Annotated in this window: 17 protein-coding genes; 2 read left to right on the top strand and 15 right to left on the bottom strand. The window is 71.8% G+C overall.

Translation table 11 applies throughout. From position 1 onward, the window contains the following. Positions 1-24 precede the first annotated feature (24 nt). From ACZ6AA_RS04790 to ACZ6AA_RS04730, 13 genes are all read right to left on the bottom strand, one after another. Positions 25-729, bottom strand: coding sequence for an arsenate reductase/protein-tyrosine-phosphatase family protein (locus tag ACZ6AA_RS04790; RefSeq protein ID WP_468452446.1), 705 nt, complete (start codon positions 727-729; stop codon positions 25-27). Then, on the bottom strand, positions 726-1373 hold the full coding sequence (locus ACZ6AA_RS04785; protein WP_468452448.1) for an L-threonylcarbamoyladenylate synthase: 648 nt from the start codon (positions 1371-1373) through the stop codon (positions 726-728). The genes ACZ6AA_RS04790 and ACZ6AA_RS04785 overlap by 4 nt, the downstream gene beginning before the upstream one ends. Before the next feature lie 73 nt (positions 1374-1446). Further along, positions 1447-2286, bottom strand: a complete 840-nt coding sequence (prmC, locus tag ACZ6AA_RS04780) for a peptide chain release factor N(5)-glutamine methyltransferase (protein ID WP_468452450.1) — start codon at positions 2284-2286, stop codon at positions 1447-1449. Positions 2287-2382: 96 nt separating this feature from the next. Further along, entirely contained in the window at positions 2383-3459 is a 1077-nt protein-coding gene (prfA, locus tag ACZ6AA_RS04775; protein WP_030361198.1) for a peptide chain release factor 1, read from the bottom strand. Between the two features lie 100 nt (positions 3460-3559). Then, positions 3560-3784, bottom strand: a complete 225-nt coding sequence (gene rpmE, locus ACZ6AA_RS04770) for a 50S ribosomal protein L31 (RefSeq protein ID WP_138961823.1) — start codon at positions 3782-3784, stop codon at positions 3560-3562. A 172-nt stretch (positions 3785-3956) separates the two neighbouring features. Beyond that, a complete protein-coding gene (locus tag ACZ6AA_RS04765) occupies positions 3957-5081 on the bottom strand; it encodes an LCP family protein (protein WP_468452452.1) in 1125 nt (374 codons plus the stop codon). A 330-nt stretch (positions 5082-5411) separates the two neighbouring features. Then, on the bottom strand, positions 5412-7442 hold the full coding sequence (gene rho / locus ACZ6AA_RS04760) for a transcription termination factor Rho (RefSeq protein ID WP_471456257.1): 2031 nt from the start codon (positions 7440-7442) through the stop codon (positions 5412-5414). A 388-nt stretch (positions 7443-7830) separates the two neighbouring features. Beyond that, the gene (thrB, locus tag ACZ6AA_RS04755; RefSeq protein ID WP_468452456.1) at positions 7831-8748 is read right to left on the bottom strand and encodes a homoserine kinase; all 918 of its coding nucleotides are present in this window, start codon (positions 8746-8748) and stop codon (positions 7831-7833) included. Between the two features lie 255 nt (positions 8749-9003). Next, on the bottom strand, positions 9004-10062 hold the full coding sequence (thrC, locus tag ACZ6AA_RS04750; RefSeq protein ID WP_468452458.1) for a threonine synthase: 1059 nt from the start codon (positions 10060-10062) through the stop codon (positions 9004-9006). A gap of 6 nt (positions 10063-10068) precedes the next feature. Next, the gene (locus tag ACZ6AA_RS04745; RefSeq protein ID WP_468452639.1) at positions 10069-11358 is read right to left on the bottom strand and encodes a homoserine dehydrogenase; all 1290 of its coding nucleotides are present in this window, start codon (positions 11356-11358) and stop codon (positions 10069-10071) included. A 171-nt stretch (positions 11359-11529) separates the two neighbouring features. Continuing rightward, positions 11530-12930, bottom strand: a complete 1401-nt coding sequence (gene lysA, locus ACZ6AA_RS04740; protein ID WP_468452460.1) for a diaminopimelate decarboxylase — start codon at positions 12928-12930, stop codon at positions 11530-11532. A gap of 22 nt (positions 12931-12952) precedes the next feature. Then, positions 12953-14002 carry an ArgS-related anticodon-binding protein NrtL gene (nrtL, locus tag ACZ6AA_RS04735; RefSeq protein WP_471456251.1) on the bottom strand — a complete coding sequence of 350 codons (1050 nt, stop codon included), beginning with the start codon at positions 14000-14002 and terminating at the stop codon, positions 12953-12955. 146 nt (positions 14003-14148) lie between these two features. Further along, complete coding sequence (locus ACZ6AA_RS04730; protein WP_468452464.1) at positions 14149-14634, bottom strand: response regulator; 486 nt, start codon at positions 14632-14634, stop codon at positions 14149-14151. Between the two features lie 220 nt (positions 14635-14854). Between ACZ6AA_RS04730 and ACZ6AA_RS04725 the strand changes: the two genes are divergently transcribed. Together ACZ6AA_RS04725 and ACZ6AA_RS04720 are read left to right on the top strand one after the other, a co-directional pair. Then, positions 14855-15448, top strand: a complete 594-nt coding sequence (locus tag ACZ6AA_RS04725) for an exonuclease domain-containing protein (protein ID WP_471456248.1) — start codon at positions 14855-14857, stop codon at positions 15446-15448. Between the two features lie 162 nt (positions 15449-15610). Further along, entirely contained in the window at positions 15611-16534 is a 924-nt protein-coding gene (locus tag ACZ6AA_RS04720; protein ID WP_468481190.1) for an LLM class flavin-dependent oxidoreductase, read from the top strand. 120 nt (positions 16535-16654) lie between these two features. On the opposite strand, the gene car is transcribed toward ACZ6AA_RS04720, so the two are convergent. Further along, positions 16655-20200, bottom strand: a complete 3546-nt coding sequence (gene car / locus ACZ6AA_RS04715; protein ID WP_471456246.1) for a carboxylic acid reductase — start codon at positions 20198-20200, stop codon at positions 16655-16657. A 140-nt stretch (positions 20201-20340) separates the two neighbouring features. Next, complete coding sequence (locus ACZ6AA_RS04710) at positions 20341-21732, bottom strand: MFS transporter (RefSeq protein WP_468481192.1); 1392 nt, start codon at positions 21730-21732, stop codon at positions 20341-20343. Positions 21733-22012: the final 280 nt, after the last annotated feature.

Here is a 22012-nt window from a genome sequence, read left to right as displayed (position 1 = left end):
GACCGGGGCGCCCCCGCGAGGGACCTACGCCCGCGCCGCCGGCACCCCCGTCAGCGCCGTCACCACCGGCTCCAGGGCCTGCTGGATCTCACCACCGACGGAGCGGAAGAAGGGGAGGGGGGCGCCGTAGGGGTCGTAGACCTCGTCGGCCTCGGCGGAGGGGGCGAGGAGCCAGCCGCGGAGGGCGGCGGCGGCGCGGACGAGGGCGCGGGCGCGCTCGACGATGCCGTCGGTGCCGTCGGGGTCGGGCAGCGTGGCGGGATCTATGGCGCGCACGAGCCGGGTGAACTCCTTCAGGGTGAAGGTGCGAAGCCCGGCGGAGTGCCCCATGGAGATGACCTGCGCCCGGTGGTCCCGGGTGGCGGTGAGGACGAGGTCGGCCCGGATGACGTGGTCGTCGAGGAGCTCACGCCCCACGAACCCGGAGGCGTCCGCGCCGAAGTCCGCGAGGACGGCCTCGGCGTTGGTCTCCATGGGCGCCCCCTCGTGCCCCCAGGTCCCGGCGCTCTCGACGACGAGCCCCCCGGTGAGCGGGTCACCGAGCCGGTCGGCGAGGGCATGCCGGGTCAGCCGCTCGGTGATGGGCGAGCGGCAGACGTTGCCGGTGCTGACGTGGAGGATGCGGAAGCTGCCGGGTGTGCCCGCGGCCCCGAGGGAACCGAAGGACACCGAGTGCTCGGTGGGCTCGCTGCGCCCCGCTATGCCACGCCCCGGCTCAGGGGCCCTCAATTGGCCACCTCGAGGTCGGGTACGACCTTGCGCAGCTCGTCCGCGTCGAGCGCACCGGCCCGCAGCAGGACGGGCACCTTGCCGGTCACGTCCACGATGGAGGAGGGCACGATGCCGGGCGTGGGCCCGCCGTCGAGGTAGACGGAGACGGAGTCGCCGAGCATCTCCTGGGCGGCGTCGCAGTCCTCCGGCGCCGGGTGCCCGGTGAGGTTGGCGGAGGACACGGCCATCGGGCCGACGTCGGTGAGCAGCTCGATGGCGACGGGGTGCAGGGGCATGCGGATGGCGACGGTGCCGCGGGTGTCGCCGAGGTCCCACTGCAGGGAGGGCTGCTGCCGGGCGACGAGGGTGAGGGCCCCCGGCCAGAAGGCGTCGACGAGCTCCCAGGCGGACTCGGAGAAGTCCGTGACGAGGCCGTGCAGCGTGTTCGGTGAGCCGATGAGGACGGGCGTGGGCATGGTGCGGCCGCGGCCCTTGGCGTCGAGGAGGTCGGCGACCGCCTCGGGGCTGAAGGCGTCGGCGCCGATGCCGTACACGGTGTCCGTGGGCAGCACGACCAGTTCGCCACGGCGGACGGCGGACGCGGCCTCGCGCAGACCGGTCGTACGGTCGGTCGCGTCGTTGGTGTCGTATCGCCGTGCCATCAGCTGGCCTCCTCGTACACGTACGTCTCGTCGGCGTACATCACGTGCATCGTCTTCTTCGTCGCCGCGGTGGTCACGGCAGCGCCTTGCGGGCGGTCGCGAACCGCGGCCGGTTGTTCAGGTCGGGGTGGTCGGCGGCGTCCGCCCAGCCCCGCTCCTCCGTGAAGATCCACGGCACTTGGCCGCCCTGGGTGTCCGCGTGCTCCACCACGACGACCCCGCCGGGCCGCAGCAGCCGGTGCGCGGTGCGCTCGATGCCGCGGATCAGGTCGAGGCCGTCCTCGCCGGAGAACAGGGCGAGTTCGGGATCGTAGTCCCGGGCCTCCGGCGCAACGTACTCCCATTCCGTCAGCGGGATGTACGGGGGGTTGGAGATGACGAGGTCGACCTGGCCGTCGAGGTCGGGGAACGCCTCGCGCGCGTCGCCCTGGCGCAGGTCGACCCTGGACCCCTCGACGTTCTTGCGGGTCCACGGCAGCGCGTCCGAGGACAGCTCCACGGCGTGCACGCGCGAGCGCGGGACCTCCTGCGCCATGGCGAGGGCGATGGCCCCGGAGCCGGTGCACAGGTCGACGATCAGCGGCTCGACGACGTCCATCGCGCGGACGGCGTCTATGGCCCAGCCGACGACCGACTCGGTCTCGGGGCGGGGCACGAAGACGCCGGGTCCTACCTGGAGCTCCAGGTAGCGGAAGAAGGCGCGGCCGGTGATGTGCTGGAGCGGCTCACGGGCCTCGCGGCGCGCGATGGTCTCCCAGTAGCGGGCGTCGAAGTCCGCGTCCTTGACGGTGTGCAGCTCGCCCCGCTTCACGCCGTGCACGAAGGCGGCGAGCTCCTCCGCGTCGTTGCGCGGCGAGGGCACGCCGGCATCGGCGAGACGCTGGGTGGCCTGGGCCACTTCCGCGAGCAGCACGCTGCGGGGGTTCGGGGGTCGCCCCCCAAGGGGTTGCTGCACGCTGGTCCTCCGGGGCTCAGAGCGGATGCGAGCGGATACGTACGGGAGCGGGCCTTACGCGGCGGCGAGCTTCGCGGCGGAGTCCGCGTCGACGCAGGCCTGGATGACCGCGTCGAGATCGCCGTCGAGCACCTGGTCCAAGTTGTACGCCTTGAAGCCCACGCGGTGGTCCGAGATGCGGTTCTCCGGGAAGTTGTACGTACGGATCTTCTCGGAGCGGTCGACGGTGCGGACCTGGCTGCGCCGGGCGTCCGCCGCCTCCTTCTCCGCCTCCTCCTGCGCCGCGGCGAGCAGCCTGGAGCGCAGGATACGCATCGCCTGCTCCTTGTTCTGGAGCTGGCTCTTCTCGTTCTGGCAGGAAGCGACCACTCCGGTGGGGATGTGCGTGATGCGCACGGCGGAGTCCGTGGTGTTGACGGACTGCCCGCCGGGCCCGGAGGAGCGGTAGACGTCGATGCGCAGGTCGTTCGCGTGGATCTCGACGTCGACCTCCTCGGCCTCGGGCGTGACGAGCACACCGGCCGCGGAGGTGTGGATGCGGCCCTGCGACTCGGTCGAGGGCACGCGCTGCACGCGGTGCACCCCGCCCTCGTACTTCAGCCGCGCCCAGACGCCCTGGCCGGGCTCGGTGGCACCCTGGCCGCCCTTGGTCTTCACGGCGACCTGGACGTCCTTGTAGCCGCCCAGCTCGGACTCGGTGGCGTCGATGATCTCGGTCTTCCAGCCGACGCGCTCGGCGTACCGCAGATACATGCGCAGGAGGTCACCGGCGAACAGCGCCGACTCGTCGCCGCCCGCGCCCGCCTTGACCTCCAGGATGACGTCCTTGTCGTCGCTCGGGTCGCGCGGCACGAGCAGCAGCCGCAGCTTCTCGGTGACGTCGTCGCGCTCCTTGTCCAGCTCCTTGACCTCGGCCGCGAAGTCCGGGTCGTCGGCGGCGAACTCGCGCGCGGTCTCGATGTCGTCACCGAGCTGCTTCCAGGTGCGGTACGTCGAGACGATCGGGGTCAGCTCGGCGTAGCGCTTGTTCAGCTTGCGAGCGTTGGCCTGATCGGCGTGGACCGACGGGTCGGCGAGCTTCTTCTCCAGGTCGGCGTGCTCGCCGACCAAATCCTCGACCGCCTCGAACATCGGGGGCTCCTGGTTTCTGCGTGAAGGGGCTGCGGGACGGCAAACGCCGGTCCCGGCCGCCCCCTGGTGAGGGCGGCCGAAGACCGGCGCAGGTGGCTCGCTACTTCTTGGCGGAGCCGGCAGCCTTGCCGAAGCGGGCCTCGAAGCGGGCCACACGGCCACCGGTGTCGAGGATCTTCTGCTTGCCCGTGTAGAACGGGTGGCACTCGGAGCAGACCTCGGCGCGGATGGCGCCGCCGGAGATCGTGCTGCGGGTGGTGAACGACGCGCCACAGGTGCAGCTGACCTGCGTCTCGACGTACTCGGGGTGGATGTCGCGCTTCAAGGTGTCTCCTAGTTTCGGGAGGGCACCGGGTCGCAGACGCGGGATGCGGATGCGTGAACCGGGGCCGACGTACCAGTCTGCCAGGACTGGCCGCATCTGCCCAAACCGGGGTCGGTCCCGAAGTATTCCCGGACCGACCCCGGAGGGGTATGTGGGCGTGCCCCCGCGGGGGTCAGTCGCTGGTGACGACCTTGCCCGCGGCGCCCTTGTCGCCCGCGGACTTGTCGGTGGCGGACTTCGGGATGGGCCTGTCCGCCTTGAGGGCGTCCCAGACCTGCCGGTCGGCCTCTTCGAGGGGAATGACGCGGTTGCGGTCGGCCGGGTCGTACTGGACGGGCAGCGTGACCATCTTCATGTCGCCGGAGCCGATGCCCTTGAGGCCGCCTGCGAAGCCCGCGAGGTCCTTGACCGTGTCCAGGTCGGAGTCGGTGGTGATGGCGCTGGTGGCGGAGTCCGCGAGGTCGTAGAGCTTCTTCGGGTTGCCGAAGAGGTTGATGTCCTTGACCTGGTTCATCAGGGCCTTGATGAAGGCCTGCTGGAGCTGGATGCGGCCGAGGTCGCTGCCGTCTCCGACGCCGTGCCGGGTGCGGACCAGGCCGAGGGCCTGCTCGCCGTTGAGGGTGTGGGAGCCCGCAGGGAGGTCGAGGTGGCTGTCCTTGTCCTTGATCGGCTGCTTGGTGGCGATGTCCACGCCGCCGAGGGTGTCGATGAGCTTCTTGAAGCCCGTGAAGTCGACCTCGACGTAGTGGTCCATGCGGATGCCGGACATCTTCTCGACCGTCTTCACGGCGCAGGCCGGGCCGCCGACCTCGTACGCCGTGTTGAACATCTGGCGCTGACCGCCCGGGTCCACCTTGCCGTCGCCGTCCTTGACCGCGCACTCGGGCCGGGTGATGAGGGTGTCGCGGGGTATGGAGACCACGCTCGCCTTCTTGTGGCCCTTGTAGACGTGCACGATCATCGCCGTGTCGGAACGGGCGGCGCCCTCGTCCTTGCCGTACTTGCCGTTCTTGCCGGAGCGCGAGTCGGAGCCGAGGACGAGGATGTCCTGGGAGCCGTTGTCGATGTTCTCGGGGCGGTCGGTGCCGAGCGCGGCGTTGATGTCGACGCCCTTGATGTTGCCGTTGAGCTTGAAGTACACGTAGCCGAGGCCGGTGCCCCCGAGGACGACCACGGCCGCGGCGGACCACGCCGTGATGACGAGCGCCTTCTTGCGCTTGCTGCGCGGCTTGCGTCGCCGACCGCCCTTGCCGCGGTGCTTCGGCTTCGCGTCGGCGGGGCTGCTCTCGTCGGTCATGCGCTCCTCAGTCCTCGTCGGTCGGGTACCCCCTGCTTTCAGGGCCAGGCATTGGCTTTTCGTCAATTGTCAGACGTGAAAACCGAAAGAAGGGTTGCATAGCACCCTGTGTGCGCCCTGGGGTCCGACCGTTACGCAGCGTGCGCCCCGTCTAGTACTTTTGGCCCCCCACCTGCGGTTTCGCAGACGTCGAAGCTACCGCCCGTGACCGTAAGAATCTCTTAGACGTGTGGCCAAGGTCTCTTGTGCGGGATCTTGGACGGCCGAAAGGGCCGGTCCCGTCGGATGACGGGCCGACCCTTTCGGTCAGTGCTTGACGCCTGCGGCTTCTCAGTCGTTGCCGTTGCCCGGCGCCGGGGTCGTCTTCTGGATCTGGAGCAGGAACTCGGCGTTCGACTTCGTCTGCTTCATCTTGTCCAGGAGCAGCTCGATCGCCTGCTGCTGGTCGAGCGCGTGCAGCACGCGACGCAGCTTCCAGGTGATGGCGAGCTCGTCGCTGCCGAGCAGGATCTCTTCCTTGCGGGTGCTGGACGAGTCCACGTCCACCGCCGGGAAGATCCGCTTGTCGGAGAGCTTGCGGTCCAGCTTGAGCTCGAGGTTGCCGGTGCCCTTGAACTCCTCGAAGATCACCTCGTCCATGCGCGAGCCGGTGTCGACCAGCGCGGTGGCCATGATGGTCAGCGAGCCGCCGTCCTCGATGTTGCGGGCCGCACCGAAGAAGCGCTTCGGCGGGTAGAGGGCGGTCGAGTCGACACCACCGGACAGGATGCGGCCGGAGGCCGGGGCTGCGAGGTTGTACGCACGGCCCAGACGCGTGATCGAGTCGAGCAGGACGACCACGTCGTGACCCAGCTCCACCAGGCGCTTGGCGCGCTCGATGGCCAGCTCGGCGACCGTGGTGTGGTCCTCGGCCGGACGGTCGAAGGTCGAGGAGATGACCTCGCCCTTGACCGACCGCTGCATGTCGGTGACCTCTTCCGGACGCTCGTCGACCAGGACGACCATCAGGTGGCACTCGGGGTTGTTGTGCGTGATCGCGTTGGCGATCGCCTGCATGATCATGGTCTTGCCGGTCTTCGGCGGGGCCACGATCAGACCGCGCTGGCCCTTGCCGATGGGCGCGACGAGGTCGATGATGCGGGTCGTCAGAACGCCCGGGTCGGTCTCCAGGCGGAGCCGGTCCTGCGGGTAAAGGGGCGTCAGCTTGTTGAACTCCGGTCGCCCGCGCCCGGATTCGGGCGCCATGCCGTTCACGGAGTCCAGGCGGACGAGCGCGTTGAACTTCTCGCGGCGCTCGCCGTCCTTGGGCTGGCGCACCGCGCCCGTGACGTGGTCGCCCTTGCGCAGGCCGTTCTTGCGGACCTGGGCCAGCGAGACGTACACATCGTTCGGGCCGGGGAGGTAGCCCGACGTACGGATGAAGGCGTAGTTGTCGAGGATGTCCAGGATGCCCGCGACCGGGATCAGGACGTCGTCGTCGGACACCTGCGGCTCGCCCGCGAAGTCCTCGCGGCCGCGACGGCCACGGCGGTCGCGGTAACGGCCGCGGCGACCGCGACGGCCACCGCCGTCGTCGTCGAAGCCGTCGTCCTGCGGGCCGTTGTCGCGCTGCTGGCGGTCCTGCCGGTCCTGACGGTCCTGCCGGTCCTGGCGGCCGCCCTGCTCCTTGCGGTTGCCGCCGCCCTGCTGGTCGTCGCCCTTGTTGCCGCGGCGGTCGCGGTCGCGGCCGCGGCCCTGGCGGTCGCGGCGGCCCTGGCGGCCCTCGCCGTCGGACTCGCCCTTGTCGCCCCTGGCCTCGGACTGCTCCGCGCGGGCCTCGGCCTTCGGCTCGGCCTTGGCCTCGGCGGTCACGGTCTCGGGGCTTCCGGCCTCGGCGGTGACACGACGACGGCCGCGCCCACCTGCGGACTTGTCCTCGCTCGCCGGCTGGCCGGGGATGTCGATCTGCTGCTGGGCGGCCTTCGGCTGCTCGGCCGGGGCCTCGTCGGCCTTGGCGGCCTTGGTCGCGGCGGCCTTCTCGGCGGCCTCGCCGGTGCGCGCCCTGGAGGTGGCGCGGCGCTTCGGCTTGGTCTCGGCATCCGCGGTGGACGCGGTGGACGCGGCGGCCGGGGCGCTCTTCGCCGGGGCTCCGCCTGCGGCCTGCGCCTCCTTGATGACCTCGATCAGCTGGCTCTTGCGCATCCGCGCGGTGCCCTTGATTCCGAGGCCCGATGCGACCTGCTGCAGTTCGGCCAGCACCATGCCCTCGAGGCCGGTGCCACGGCGCCGCCGGCCGGCCGAAGCACCGGTGGCAGGCGCCGCGGAGGCGTCCGTGGCGGGCGTGTCGGCAGTCACGCCCATCAGATCGGTGGTGTCGCTCACGAAGGGTCCTTCCCTGGAGCGGACGTCGGCCTGTCTGGCTCGGCGACCGGTTGTGCTGTCCGGCGGTCCCTGGTGTGTGGACCGTGCCGGGGCGGTTGTCCGCCAACGCGGCGGAAGAGTTCACAGATGTGGCGATTCCCGATGCCGGGCCACTGAGGTGCGGTGGTCACTCGGCTCGGTCACGCCGGTTCCGGAGCGTGCTCGGCACCGCTCAGTGCGGGGCACAGAGCAGTTTGGGAGGCTCCCGGAAGGATGGATGTCCCGGACGGGGACACAAAGCACCTCGCCATGGTGGGGTCGGGTGCAGACTTGAGGTTAACACTACCGGATCCAACAAACATTCCCCCTCTCCAAATCCGGACTCCGCGGGTTTGCCGCTGTCACCGTGTCAGGGCGCAAGCGGCAGCACGCTCGCTCCGGTGGCGTCGAGCGCGAGGCGGTTCGCCGCCCAGCCCTCCCCCGCCAGTCGTGCGACCTTGTCGGCCGCACTGTCCTCGGCCAGCGCGAGGACCGTGGGCCCCGCGCCGGAGATCACCGCGGGCACGCCGTCGGCGCGCAGGCGCTCCACCAGGGCGGCGCTCTCGGGCATGGCCGGGGCGCGGTAGTCCTGGTGCAGGCGGTCCTCGGTGGCGGGCAGCAGCAGCTCGGGGCGCCTGGTCAGGGCCTCGACGAGCAGGGCCGCCCGGCCCGCGTTGGCGGCCGCGTCCACGTGCGGGACGGTGCGCGGCAGCAGTCCGCGGGCGGTTTCGGTGAGCACGGGCTTTCCGGGGACGAAAACCACCGGAACGATGGAATCGGCGGGATCCATCCTGATCGCGCGGGCCGCGGAGCCGTCCATCCAGGACAGCGTGAAGCCGCCGAGCAGGCAGGCCGCGACGTTGTCGGGGTGGCCCTCGATCTCGGTGGCCAGCTCCAGGAGCGCGGCGTCGTCGAGCTTGCTGTCGCCGCCTATGGTCACCGCGCGGGCGGCGACGATGCCGGCGCAGATGGCGGCGGAGGAGGAGCCGAGGCCGCGGCCGTGCGGGATGCGGTTGGCGCAGACGATCTCCAGGCCGCGCGGCTGTCCGCCGAGCAGGTCGAAGGCGGTCCGCAGGGACCGTACGAGCAGGTGCGACTCGTCGCGGGGCAGGGTCTCGCTGCCCTCGCCCGCGATGTCGATGCCCAGGCCGGAGTCCGCGACGCGGACCACCACGTCGTCGTAGAGCCCCAGCGAGAGGCCCAGGGCGTCGAAGCCCGGACCGAGGTTTGCGCTGGTGGCAGGCACGCGCACCCTGACGGCGGCGGCGCGGAAGGCAGGACCGGCCATCGCTCGATGACTCTCCTTGAGCTCTGTTTTGTGGAGGACTTGCCGCCTGGACCAGCACGCGTCCGGCATGGGACGGCAGCACCCGGAAGCCGTCTCTGCGGACGGCACCACGGCATATGCGGCGGCATATGCGGGGTGGGTTGGCTACAGCCTATCGAAGGAAGGTTCTGCGGCGACATAGGGCGCACAGGAGGCGCACGATGCGTGTCGCGAGCCCCCTGTGCACCCCCTGTGGGGAGTTGAGAGGTTTGGGCGTTACGCCAGGCCCAGCCGCTCGGCCGCGGCGGCCGCGTCGACCGGGACCGTGACCGGCTGCGGGGCGCCCGCGACGGCCCAGTCCGGGTCCTTGAGGCCGTTGCCCGTCACCGTACACACGATGCGCTGGCCCTTGTCCACCTTGCCCTGCTCGGCGGCCTTCAGCAGACCGGCGACGGACGCGGCGGACGCGGGCTCGACGAAGACACCCTCCTGGGACGCCAACAGCTTGTAGGCGCGCAGGATCTCACGGTCCGTCACCTCGTCGATGAAGCCGCCCGACTCGTCGCGCGCGGCGAGCGCGTGCTGCCACGAGGCCGGGTTGCCGATGCGGATCGCGGTGGCGATCGTCGAGGGGTCCTTGACGACCTCGCCGCGCACGATCGGCGCGGAGCCGGAGGCCTGGAAGCCCCACATGCGCGGGGTACGCGTCGACACGGAGTCGGCGGCGTACTCCTTGTAGCCCTTCCAGTAGGCCGTGATGTTGCCCGCGTTGCCGACGGGGAGGACGTGGATGTCGGGCGCGTCGCCGAGGGCGTCGACGATCTCGAAGGACGCCGTCTTCTGGCCCTCGATGCGGAACGGGTTGACCGAATTGACCAGCGCCACCGGGTAGTTCTCGGAGAGCCCGCGGGCGAGGTTCAGGCAGTCGTCGAAGTTTCCGGCCACCTGGAGGATCTTCGAGCCGTAGACGAGCGCCTGGCCCATCTTGCCGAGGGCGATCTTGCCCTGCGGCACCAGGACGGCGCAGACCATGCCCGCGCGCACGGCGTAGGCGGCCGCCGAGGCGGAGGTGTTGCCGGTGGAGGCGCAGATGACGGCCTTCGCGCCCTCCTCCTTGGCCTTGGTGATCGCCATGGTCATGCCGCGGTCCTTGAAGGACCCCGTCGGGTTGGCGCCCTCGACCTTGAGGTGGACCTCGCAGCCCGTGCGCTCGGAGAGCACCGTCGCGGGCACGAGCGGCGTGCCGCCCTCGCGGAGCGTCACGACCGGCGTGGTGGCGGAGACCGGAAGGCGGTCCCGGTACTCCTCGATGATTCCGCGCCACTGGTGGGTCATTGCTGCTTACTCCCCTTCAACCCGCATGATGCTGGCGACACCGCGCACGGTGTCGAGTCGGCGCAGCGCCTCGACGGTGCCGCTGAGGGCGGCGTCGGGCGCGCGGTGGGTGACGACGACGAGGGACGCCTCGCCGTCCTTGCCCGTCTGACGGACCGTATCGATCGATACGCCGTGCTCGGCGAAGACCGTCGCGACCTGGGCGAGCACGCCCGGCTTGTCGGCCACGTCGAGGCTGATGTGGTATCGCGTGACGACCTCGCCCATGGGGCTCACGGGCAGCTGCGTATACGCGGAATCGCCGGGTCCGGTGGACTCGCCGAGCTTGTTGCGGCAGACCGCGACCAGGTCGCCGAGGACGGCGGACGCGGTGGGCGCGCCGCCCGCGCCGGGGCCGTAGAACATCAGCTGACCGGCGGCCTCGGCCTCCACGAAGACGGCGTTGTAGGCCTCGCGGACGCTCGCGAGCGGGTGGCTGAGCGGGATCATCGCGGGGTGCACGCGCGCGGTGACGGAGCCGCCGTCGGCGGCCCGCTCGCAGATGGCGAGGAGCTTGATGGTGCAGCCCATGCGCTTGGCGGAGGCGAAGTCGGCGGCGGTGACCTCGGCCATGCCCTCGCGGTAGACGTCGTCGAGCCGCACCCGGGTGTGGAAGGCGATGCCGGCGAGGATCGCGGCCTTGGCGGCGGCGTCGAAGCCCTCGACGTCGGCGGTCGGGTCGGCCTCGGCGTACCCGAGGGCGGTGGCCTCGTCGAGGGCCTCCTGGTACCCGGCGCCCGTCGAGTCCATCTTGTCGAGGATGAAGTTCGTGGTGCCGTTCACGATGCCGAGCACGCGGTTGACCTTGTCCCCGGCCAGCGACTCGCGCAGCGGCCTGATCAGCGGGATCGCACCGGCGACGGCCGCCTCGTAGTACAGGTCGCGGCCGTGCTGCTCGGCCGCCGCGTGCAGGGCCGCGCCGTCCTGGGCGATCAGCGCCTTGTTCGCGGAGACCACGGACGCGCCGTGCTCGAAGGCGGTGGTGATGAGCGCGCGGGCGGGCTCGATGCCGCCGATGACCTCGACGACCACGTCGATGTCACCGCGTTTGACCAGCGCCGTCGCGTCCGTCGTCACCAGCGCGGGGTCGATGCCCGCGCGCACCTTGGAGGGGCGGCGGACGGCCACCCCGGCCAGCTCGACCGGGGCGCCGATCCTCGCTGTGAGGTCGTCGGCGTGCGTCGTCATGATGCGCGCCACCTCTGAGCCGACAACCCCACAGCCCAGCAGCGCCACCTTCAGCGGACGCGTACGCATCATCCGACCTCGTTTCCTTCTCCAACTGCGGTGGGACCAGTCTCACCCACCGGTACGGTGTTTCTGACCATAGTCCGGATCGTGAGACACGTATTTCACGAACCGGGAGCATTTCGGGGTGGCGGCGCCTTGTGTCGCGCGCCGCGTGTCACCCCGCGTCGAGGGGCGATGTCACCCCACGTCGAGACGGAGCAGGTCCTCCTCCGTCTCGCGGCGCACGATGAGGCGCCCCGCGCCGTCGTTCACCGCCACGACCGGCGGTCGCAGCGCGTGGTTGTAGTTGCTCGCCATCGAGCGGCAGTAGGCGCCGGTCGCGGGCACGGCGATCAGGTCGCCGGGCGCGAGGTCGGCGGGCAGGAACGCGTCGCGTACGACGATGTCGCCGCTCTCGCAGTGCTTGCCGACGACCCGCACGAGCATCGGCTCGGCGTCCGACGACCGCGACACGAGCGCGACGCTGTACTCCGCGTCGTACAGCGCCGTACGGATGTTGTCCGACATCCCGCCGTCGACGGAGACGTACGTCCGCAGCCCGTCCAGCGGCTTGATGGTGCCGACCTCGTACAGCGTGAAGGCCGTCGGGCCGACGATGGCGCGGCCCGGCTCGACGGAGATGCGGGGCGTGCGCAGCTTCGCCGCCGCGCACTCGCGCGTCACGATCTCGCGCAGCGCGGTGGCGATCTCGTGCGGCTCCCGGGGGTCGTCGTCCGAGGTGTACGCGATGCCGAGGCCGCCGCCGAGGTCGATCTCGGGCAGTTCGACGCCGTGCTCGTCGCGGATCTCGGCGAGCAGCGACACCACGCGGCGGGCGGCCACCTCGAAGCCCGCGGTGTCGAAGATCTGCGAGCCGATGTGGCTGTGGATGCCGATGACGTCCAGGCCGTCCAGCTTCAGCGCGCGCCGCACGGCCTCGGCGGCCTGTCCCCCGGCGAGCGCGAGGCCGAACTTCTGGTCCTCGTGCGCGGTGGCGATGAACTCGTGCGTGTGCGCCTCGACGCCGACCGTCACCCGGATCTGCACCCGCTGGCGGGTGCCGAGCCGGTCGGCGATGTGCGCGACCCGCACGATCTCCTGGAACGAGTCGAGCACGATGCGGCCGACTCCCGCCGCGACGGCGCGCTCGATCTCCTCCACCGTCTTGTTGTTGCCGTGGAACGCGATGCGCTCGGCAGGCATGCCGGCGTCGAGCGCCGTGGTCAGCTCCCCGCCCGAGCACACGTCGAGGTTCAGGCCCTCCTCGTGCAGCCACCGCACGACGGCGCGCGACAGGAACGCCTTGCCCGCGTAGAAGACGTCGGCGTCCGGGCCGAAGGCGTCGCGCCAGGACTGGCAGCGGGCGCGGAAGTCGGCCTCGTCGAGGAAGTACGCGGGCGTGCCGAACTCCTCGGCGAGCCGCTTCACTTCGACACCGCCGACGGTGACCGTGCCGTCGGCGGTGCGGGTGACCGTCCGGGACCAGACCTTCGGGTCCAGGGCGTTCAGATCGGTGGGCGGGGCTGTGTTCGCTGCGGAGCGCCCCTCGGGCAGGACGTCTCCGTGGCGGGGGCCTGCGGGGTGTGCGGAACGACTCATGGCTCTTCTGGCTCTTCTCGTCTCACAGGTGTTCGGGCGCGCTGATACCGAGCAGGGACAGGCCGCCGGCGAGCACCGTCCCGGTGGCCTCGGCGAGCGCCAGCCGGGAGCGGTGGGCGGCCGAGGGTTTCTCGTCGCCGAGCGGCAGCACCGTGTGGGCCTGCGCGAGGAAGGCGTCGGCGGTCCGGACGAGGTGCCGGGTGAGGCGGTCCGGGGCGTGGCGGCGGGCTGCGGTCGCCAGGACGGTGGGGTGGTCGCCCAGGGCCCCCAGGAGGTCGTGCGCGGACGCGTCGGTCTCGCCGGGAGCCGCCGTGAAGCCTAGGTCGGCCGCGTTGCGCGTGAGCGCGCGGGTCCGCGCGTACGCGTACCGGACCCGGAACAGGGGGTTCGACTCGTGCTGGGCGAGGTGTTCGGGGCCGGTGTGGGGGCGGTCGTGCGGGGCGGGGTGCAGCAGGGCCCAGCGGGCGGCGTCGCGGCCGAGGTCGAGGGGGTCCGGGGCGGTCGGGGCCGGGGGGACGGGGCGGAGGGTGGTCAGGGGCGTCGGGGGCCGTCCGTACGCGTCCACGCGCACCCCCGCGACCTCCACCCACCGCTCGTCCGGCGCCGCGTCGCTCGTCACGCGCACGAGGGCGCCCTGCGAGCGCAGAATCCTTCGTGCCGCGTCGGCCACGACGAGTGCGCGCAGGTCGTGCGGGGTGTGCAGCTGGACGACGGCGCCGGTGTCCGGGACGACGTGGCCGTAGCGCTCCCCTTGCTCGCGGATGTCCGCCACGAGGGCGGGGGCGCCGTGGGGGTCCAGGGTGATGCTGACGAAGCCCGGTCCGGTGACGTCGGCGCGGGCGATGCCCGGCTCGGCGGTGAGGCGGGCGGAGAGGACCTCGGCGACGCGGCGCGGGGGCGCGCCCGCCTCACCGGCGATCCTCAGCGCCAGGTTCGTCGCGTAGTCCCCCGTGCCGCCCGGCCTGGGCCGCTCCACGTGCGCGTCCTCGGGGACGGCGGCGCTGAGCTCCCCGGCGTCCACTGCGCGGCGCATGGCGCGCAGGACGGTACGGGAGAGCTGTGCCGGGGTCACGGGACAAGGGTAGGGGAGGTGGGGGGTGGGGTGCGCTGGGGTTTCCGGCGGGGCGCCTGGTCCGGGGGTGTGTGCCTGGTCCGGGGGGCGTGCCTGGCCCGGGGGCGGGACGCCTGGCCCGGGGCTGCCGAGGGCGCGGGCAGGCCCTAGGGGCAGCCCGGGACCGCGGAGGGGTCCGGGGTCCAGTCCCGGGGGCCCCGGCCCCGGTCGGCCAGTTGCCGCACGATCGCGAGCAGCTCGGTCGGCTCGAAGGGCTTCGCCAGGAACGCGTCGACGCCGACCTCCATCCCCGCCTCGACCTCGTACTGCGTACAGGCGCTGACGACCACAAGCGGAAGCCCGCGCGTCCGGGGGTCGGACCGCAGTCGCGCGGCCGTCCGCAGTCCGTCGAGCCGCGGCATCACCACATCAAGGGTCACCACATCGGGGCGCACCTGATGGACGACATCCAGACATTCGGCACCATCGGCCGCGGTCACGACCTCGAAGCCCTCCAGCTCGAGATTGACCCTGATCAGTTGCCGGATGACCTTGTTGTCGTCCACAACAAGCACACGGCCGGACACGCCTGGCACAACTCGAGAGTAGGTCGGCGGCCGCCGTCGCGTCCGGGTTTTGCCTACTTCTGCCACTTGCGGGGGAGCCGCAGCGGAGCGCCGGGGTCCGGACCAGCGCCGACGCGCCGACCCCGGGAACCGAGCACGACACGGTGTTGCCGAACACGCGGACGCCCGCTGGCGGCGCCCCACCCGGCACACGCACCACACGGGAATCCGCCACGGGGCGAGGGCGCCCCTCCCGCGCCCGACCGGGCGGTACGCTCCGCAACCGCCCCCACGCACAAGGAGCGTCGTGTCCACCTTCGTTGTCTTCGACCTGGAATTCACGACATGGCCGGAAGCACTTGAGCAGGACTGGTCGGCGCCGGGCCAGTACCGCGAGATCGTCCAGATCGGCGCGCTGCGCCTGCGCCCCGACTTCTCCGTGGTCGAGGAGTACGAGGCCCTGGTCCGCCCGGTGATGAATCCGCTCCTGTCCTCGTACTTCACCGAACTCACCGGCATCGACCAGGAGTCGGTGGACCGCGAAGGCCTCCCGGCGGCCGAGGCCCTCGGCGACTTCCTGTCCTTCTGCCGGGGCCAGTCCGTGCTCTCGTACGGAAACGACATGGTCGTCCTCGGCGAGAACGTCGCCTGGGCCCGGGCCCGTGGCGAGCACATCAAGAGCTCCTTCCTGACGGCGGGTTTCCTCAACGTCCGTCCCTGGCTGAATACCGTCGCTCCGGCGACGGCATCCTCCAATGTGGGCCGCCTGTGGCGGGTGTTCGACCTCCCCGAACCGGCCGCAGGAAGGGAGCATTCCGCCCTTTTCGACTGCTATTCCTTCGCGGTGGCGCTGAAGCACCTGCATGCCACGGGTGCCGCGCTGCCCGAGGCCTTTCGCTGACACCCGAGCGGAGGCGTGTCGCATTGGCCGGATTCGAGGGTGCGGTCTAGAGATTTCCTGGCTCGGCTCCGAGGCGGGGGCTCAGTACTGTCGGAGCGCCGGGACCTGCGGGAGGGGAACGCAGCCGTACGCGCGGTGGACACCGGGGTCGAAGCAGAAGCAATGAATCTGGAGTCTGTTGTGCGCATCAGCGTCTGTATCCTGCCCGACCGTCCGTTCCGGGAGGCGGCCGCGACCTGGCGGCGCGCCGAGGACCTCGGCTTCCACGCCGCCTACAGCTACGACCACATCACCTGGGCCGGACTGCCGGACAGCGCCTGGTACGGAGCGGTGCCGACGCTGGCGGCCGCCGCCGGGGTCACCTCGCGGATCAGGCTCGGCACGCTGGTGACCTCGCCGAACTACCGGCACCCGGTGCCCCTCGCCCACGACGTCGTCACGCTGGACTCCCTCAGCGAGGGCCGCTTCGTCCTCGGCTTCGGCGCGGGCTCGCCCGACGCCGACGCCTATGTGCTCGGCCAGGGCGAGCGCGGCAAGGGCTGGTCGGTGGCGGAGCGCGGCGGCCGGTTCCGCGAGTCCGTGGAACTGCTCGACCGGCTGCTGACCGGGACGCCGGAGGGCCGCAAGCAGACCACCTTCCTCGGCCGCTACTACGAGGCGATCGACGCCCGCCTGGAGCCGGGCTGCGTGCAGCAGCCCAGGGCGCCCTTCGTGCTGGCGGCGAACGGTCCGCTGGGGATGCGGACCGTCGCGCGGTACGGCGCGTCGTGGGTCGTCACCGACCAGGGGGACGTGCCGAGGCACGAGCGGACCGAGTCCTGGACCTGGTCCGTGCTCGCGCGTCGCATGGAGCAGCTCGACGCGGCGTGCGAGCGGGAGGGCCGCGACCCGAAGTCCCTGGACCGGACGCTCCTTACCGGGTTCTCCCTGCTGCCGACGATGGAGTCCGCGCAGGCGTTCGCGGACGTCGCGGGACGGAGTGCGGAGCTGGGCTTCACCGACATCGTGGTCCACTACCCGCGCGAGTCCGGGTTCTTCGCCACTCCCCCGCACGTCATCGAGGAGATCGCGCCCGTGAACCGCTGAGCGCCTTGTCCCCACGGCCCCACCGGCCCCGTCCACGGCAGTTCGTGGACGGGGCCGTTCGCTGTCGGCCCGGCACCGGGCCGCGCGGACGCCGCTCGGAGCAGGCCGAGCGGACGCCCCTCAGAGCAGGCCGTGCAGCCTCAGGTCGGCCACGCACTTGGCGAGGAACGCGGGAGACAGTGACGGAACGGTCCCCTCGCCCACCCCGAGGGCGCCGACCGCCTCGGTGAACCGCGCGGCGGGCACGGCGGAGCCCGCCCTCGGCTCACCCGGCCTGGCGTAGGCCTGCATCAGCGGCAGCAGCGACTGCGCGCGCTGGTGGTCGGGCAGACCGCGCAGGGCCGCCTCGGTGCGCATGTGCCACTGCCGGTGGTCGTCGAACCGGGTGATCGGGTGGCCCGCGTCGATCAGCCAGTCCACGAACTCGTCGAGCGAGATCCCGTCGTCGTGGGCGTTGACCGTGTTGTAGGTGACGTACCCGTCCTCGTTCCCGGCGCTGAGCGCGGTGATCGCCGCGGCGGTGAAGTCGACCGGCAGGCCGCTGTAGTGCGCACGGCGACGGCCGCCGTCCGGGTCGAGGCGGTAGAAGGAGCGCGGCGCCATCCCGGTGGTGAGGACGCTCAGGAGCAGCCGGGTGAAGCGGTCGGTCAGGTTCAGGCGGCCGGGCAGGCTGCTGTGGGCCAGGATCATGTCCGGCCGGAACACGGTGACCGGCAGGCCCGTCCGCTCGTGCGCCTCGCGCAGCAGGACCTCACCGGCCCACTTGCTCGTGGCGTACCCGTTCGCGTCGGAGCCGTCGAGGCGGCGCACCGGGGACGCCGAGCGGACGTCGGCCGTCTCGTCGAGGAACGCGCCGCCGGGCAGCATCGCGGCCGCCACCGTCGACACATAGGCGAACCGCTTCGCCCGGCCGGTGAGCGCCAGCGCGATCAGCTCCGCCGTCGCGCCGACGTTCGGCGCGAACAGGCGTTGGTACGGCAGGACGTGGTTGACCAGCGCCGCCGCGTGCACGATCTGGTCGGTCTCCTCGGCGAGGGCCTCCCAGGCCGCCGCCTCCAGGCCGAGGCGCGGCGCCGACACGTCCGCGGCCAGGACCTTCAAGTGCCGCGCCGCGGCGGCCTCGAACCAGTCGGCGCCGTCGGCCGTCGCGGCGCGCAGGCACCCGAGCACGCGCTGCCGTGCGGCCCCGTCGTCGACGGCCCGGGCGAGGCAGGTCAGCTGCCCGCCCGTCGCCGCGGCGCGCCGCAGCCACTCGACCGCCAGGAACCGTCCGAGATACCCGGTCGCCCCGGTGAGCAGGACGTTGTGGACGGGGTCCGTGGCGTCCTGCGCGCGTCGCGCACCGGCCAGGAGCCGCCCGTCCAGGAGCCGCCCGTCCAGGAGCCGCTCGTCGAGGAAGCGGTCGAGCGCCAGATCGGCGGCCCGGACCTCGTGTGCGTCGCCGCCGTGCACGGAGGCGAAGGTGGGGCGGGGGTCCTGGGCGCCGCGCGCCGAGCCGAGCCGGTCGGCTATGCGGGCCAGCGTCGAGGAGGGCTGGAGGATGACCTGGATGGGCACCTCCTCGTCGACGATCTGCTCGAGGACGGTGGAGAAGGTGTGCGCCGACAGGGAGTCGCCGCCCAGTTCCGTGAAGACGGCGTCCGCCCGCACCAGCGACGAGGGGCAGCCGAGGGTGATCTGCGCGGCGGTGAGGACCGCCTCCAGCGGAGCGACCTCACGGCCCGCGGCCCGCAGCGCCGCGATCTGGCCCGCCCGGCCGGTCGCGATGTCCGCGTACAGCCGCTCGAGCCGCGGCCCGTAGTGCTCCTTCAGGGCGGGCCGCAGATGCTTGCCGACCCCCGACAGGAGCCCGTTGCCGACCGTGAACGGCTGCCGCTCCACGAGGACGTCGTGCGGGATCTCGTACGCGTGCAGGCCCGCGCCGTGGGCGAGCTCGCGCATGGAGTCGAGTATCGCGGCCCGTACGGCGGTGTCGTCGGACTGTCCCAGGCGCTCGGCTTCGGGGACCACCACCGCCAGCAGGAACGCCTGCTCGCTGCTGCCGTACACGTAGATCTGCGCGATGTCCGGGCTGGTCGCGTACAGCGCCTCCAGGCCGGACACCGCGACGAACTCGCCCTGGGACAGCTTCACCACGTTGTTGATCCGGTCGACGTAGACCAGGCGGCCGGGCTCGGTCTCGGCGAAGACGTCGCCGGTGCGGTAGTAGCCGTCCTCGTCGAAGGCGCGGGCGGTGACCTCGGGTTGCTTGTAGTACCCGGGGAACAGGCCGACCGACTTCACCCGCAGCTCGCCGCGGGGGTGCGGCTTGTCGGTGGCGAAGTACCCGAGTTCGGGGACGTCGGCGAGGCGGTAGTCGGTCACCGGGGGGCGGCGCACCAGTTGGTCGACGACGATGGCCCGGGTCGTCTCCGTCGAGCCGTAGCAGTCGATGATGGGTGTGCCGAGGAGCGCGGCCGTGAAGGTGTGCATCGCCTCCGACAGGGGTGCGCTGCCGCACAGGGCGATGACGATCCGGCCGCCGAGCATGCCGTCGCGGACCAGGGCGGACGCGGCCGCCTCGGCCTCCGGGCGGGGTGTGCCGGTGCGGGTGAGGCGGTCGGCCTCCAACTGGTGTCGCTGGTACACCATGTCGCAGATCCTCGGCACCAGGCTGAGCACCGTGGGACGCGACAGGCGGATGTCGTCGAACAGCGTGGACATGTCGCCGCGGGCCGCGAAGTAGCCGGTGCCTCCGGCGGAGAGGCCGTTGACCAGCCAGGCGCGGCCGTTGACGTGGCTCATGGGCATGTAGTGCAGCACGAGCACCGGGGTGCCGCTGCCGCCCCCGGCGTTCAGCCCGCCGCGGGCGTTCTGCCACATCCTCGTGATCATGGCGGCGGTGTAGATCGCGCCCTTGGGCGTGCCCGTGCTCCCGGAGGTGTAGATCAGGCCGACCGGCCGGTCCGGATCCCCGTCCTCGTACGGTTCCACGGCCGGCAGCCGGGCGCCCCGGTCCAGCTCGTCCCGCAGCGCGACCACTTCGGCCCGCCCGCTCAGCTTGCCGACGGCCGCCGCCAACGCCTCCCGGTCGTCGTCCACCCGGGGGTCGTGGTCGAAGACCACCAGGCGCTCGATGGAGTCGGACGCCAGGACGGCGCCGACCGCGGCGTCGAGCGAACCGATGTCGGCCGCGAGGATCCGCGGCCGCGTCTCGGCGACGACCGGGGCGAGCCGTGCGGCGGACGAACCAGTGGGCAGCGGCACCGAGACCGCTCCCAGATACATGCAGGCCAGGTCGATGACGGCGTAGTCGACACCGGTGAACCCCAGGGTCGCGACGAAGTCCTTGGCGCGCAGACCGTCCGTGCCGTCGGCCCAGGCCGCCGCGAGTCGGCCGACCCGCTGCCACAGCTCCGCGTAGGTCAACGTCTCGAAGGCGGGCAGGAGTTCGCGGGTGTGGCGGCCGGTGGCGGGGTCGGGGGCGACGCGGACCGCCCGGTGGGCGAGGGCCGGGCGGTCCGCGTACCCGTGCATGGCGGCCGCGATGACACCCACGAGACCGTCCTCGCGGCCGATGGCGTCGGCGACGTCGGCCGACGGAACGGCCCTGGCGAACTCGGGGTCGCCCGCGTGCAGTGCCGCGATCCTGGACGCGACGTCGTGACCTGCCTGATGCTCCGACATGAGTGCTCCGGTGTGTGGGGAGGGGGAGGGGGCCGGTGGGTGGTGGCCTGGCGGCAGGCGTCCCGGGGGCCGATGTCCCGGTGGGCGGCGTCCCGGCGGCCGATGTGCACCAGCCGTGCGCCCGTTGGGCGGTGCGCCCGCTAGGCGGCGTCGCCGGACGGCGTCCGGCCGCCGAGACCGGCCGCCAGGCCCATCAGGGCGTAGACGGCGACGAGGGCGAGCGCCGGTGCGCCGATGCCGCCTCCGGACTGGAGGCCGGCGAGCAGGGCGACGCCGACCAGGGATCCGGTCGACCGGCCCGCCGACATCAGCCCGGAGGCGATGGCGGAGCGGTGCTCCGGGGCGGCGGCCATGGTGAGCGTGATCTGCGGGACGGTCACCAGGCCGAAGCCGAGCCCGATGAACGCGAGCCCGGCGCAGGTGCCGACCGGGGCCTCGCTGCCGACGACGGCCAGCACCACCCCGCCGACCAGGGACAGCAGGACACCGGCGGCCAGCACCGCCCGGGCCCCGTACTTGGCGTCGAAGCGCCCCGCGACCAGGGGCATGAAGGTGATCGGCAGGGCGGACGCCAGGAAGCAGAGGCCGACGGTGATCGGGTCGTAGCCGCGCACCTGTTGGAGGAACACGCTGAGCGTGAACATCATCCCGTTGTAGCCGACGAAGAGCAGCAGGCCGACCGCGACGTAGCTGCGGAACCCGGGCGCCCGGAACAGGTCGGCCGGGATCATGGGGTACGCGTAGCTCCGCTGCCGGACCACGAAGGCGGCGAACGCGACCAGGGCCGTCACCGCCGCCACCACGGGCAACGGCCGGGTCCAGCCCAGCTCCTGGCCTTCGGCGAGCGCCAGCGCGAGGCCGCCGAGGAAGACGATGGACAGCAACTGGCCCGGCACGTCCTGCGGTTCCCTGGACGCGCCCTTCTCGACCGACGGCATGTGCCGTGCCGAGAGCCACAGGACGACCAGGACGATGGGCACGTTGATCCAGAAGATGCTCCGCCAGCCCACCGTCTCGACCAGGGCGCCGCCGAGGGTGGGGCCGAAGGCGACCGGACTCCCGGCGACCATCGACCATATGGAGACGGCCTTGGCGCGCTGGGAGGGCTCCCGGTAGGTGTCGGTGAGCATCACCAGGGTGGCGGGCATGACGAGCACCGCCCCCAACCCCTGGGACGCCCGCAGGGCGACCAGCGCGGCGCCGTTGGGAGCGAGGCCGCACAGCGCGGACGTCACCCCGAACAGCACGACCCCGAGCCGGAACATCCGCAGTGCGCCGTAGCGTGCCACCGCCGCGGCTCCGGCCAGCATCAGGCCCGCGATGACGACCACGTACGAGGTGACGACGAACTGCATCGTCGGCAGGCTCGCGTGGAGGCTGTCGCGGATCGCCGGGATCGCGACGTGGACGATGCTGGTGTCGACGACGATCATGCCGTGCGCCAGGCAGGCCACCGCGAGGACACGGCCGGGCCGCGGGGTCGCACCTCCTCTGTCCGACGTGCGGTTGTCGAAACTGGTGGATTCGGCCATCGCCTGCCATTTCGCGTGAGCGGTGAATTGGTGCCGGGCAATACTGCGAAACCCTAACGATGAAACCCGGGGCGTCAACCATGAACTTCACAGAACGGGACCCAATGTCCGAATAGCCCGATTCCAGGGTCAGGGATAGAGGACGGTCTACTTCCCCGGCGAGCCCGGAGCTTCGTAGTCTCAGAGCGCTGAGAAACGCGAGACAGCGCAGGATGGAAGCGCAAGGGGGATCACCATTGTCCATTTCCCGAGAGTTCCGGGGAATTCAGCAACGCCCGTC

Source organism: Streptomyces sp. NPDC040610, from assembly GCF_055594065.1.
This window is presented reverse-complemented; position numbering and strand designations above follow the sequence as displayed.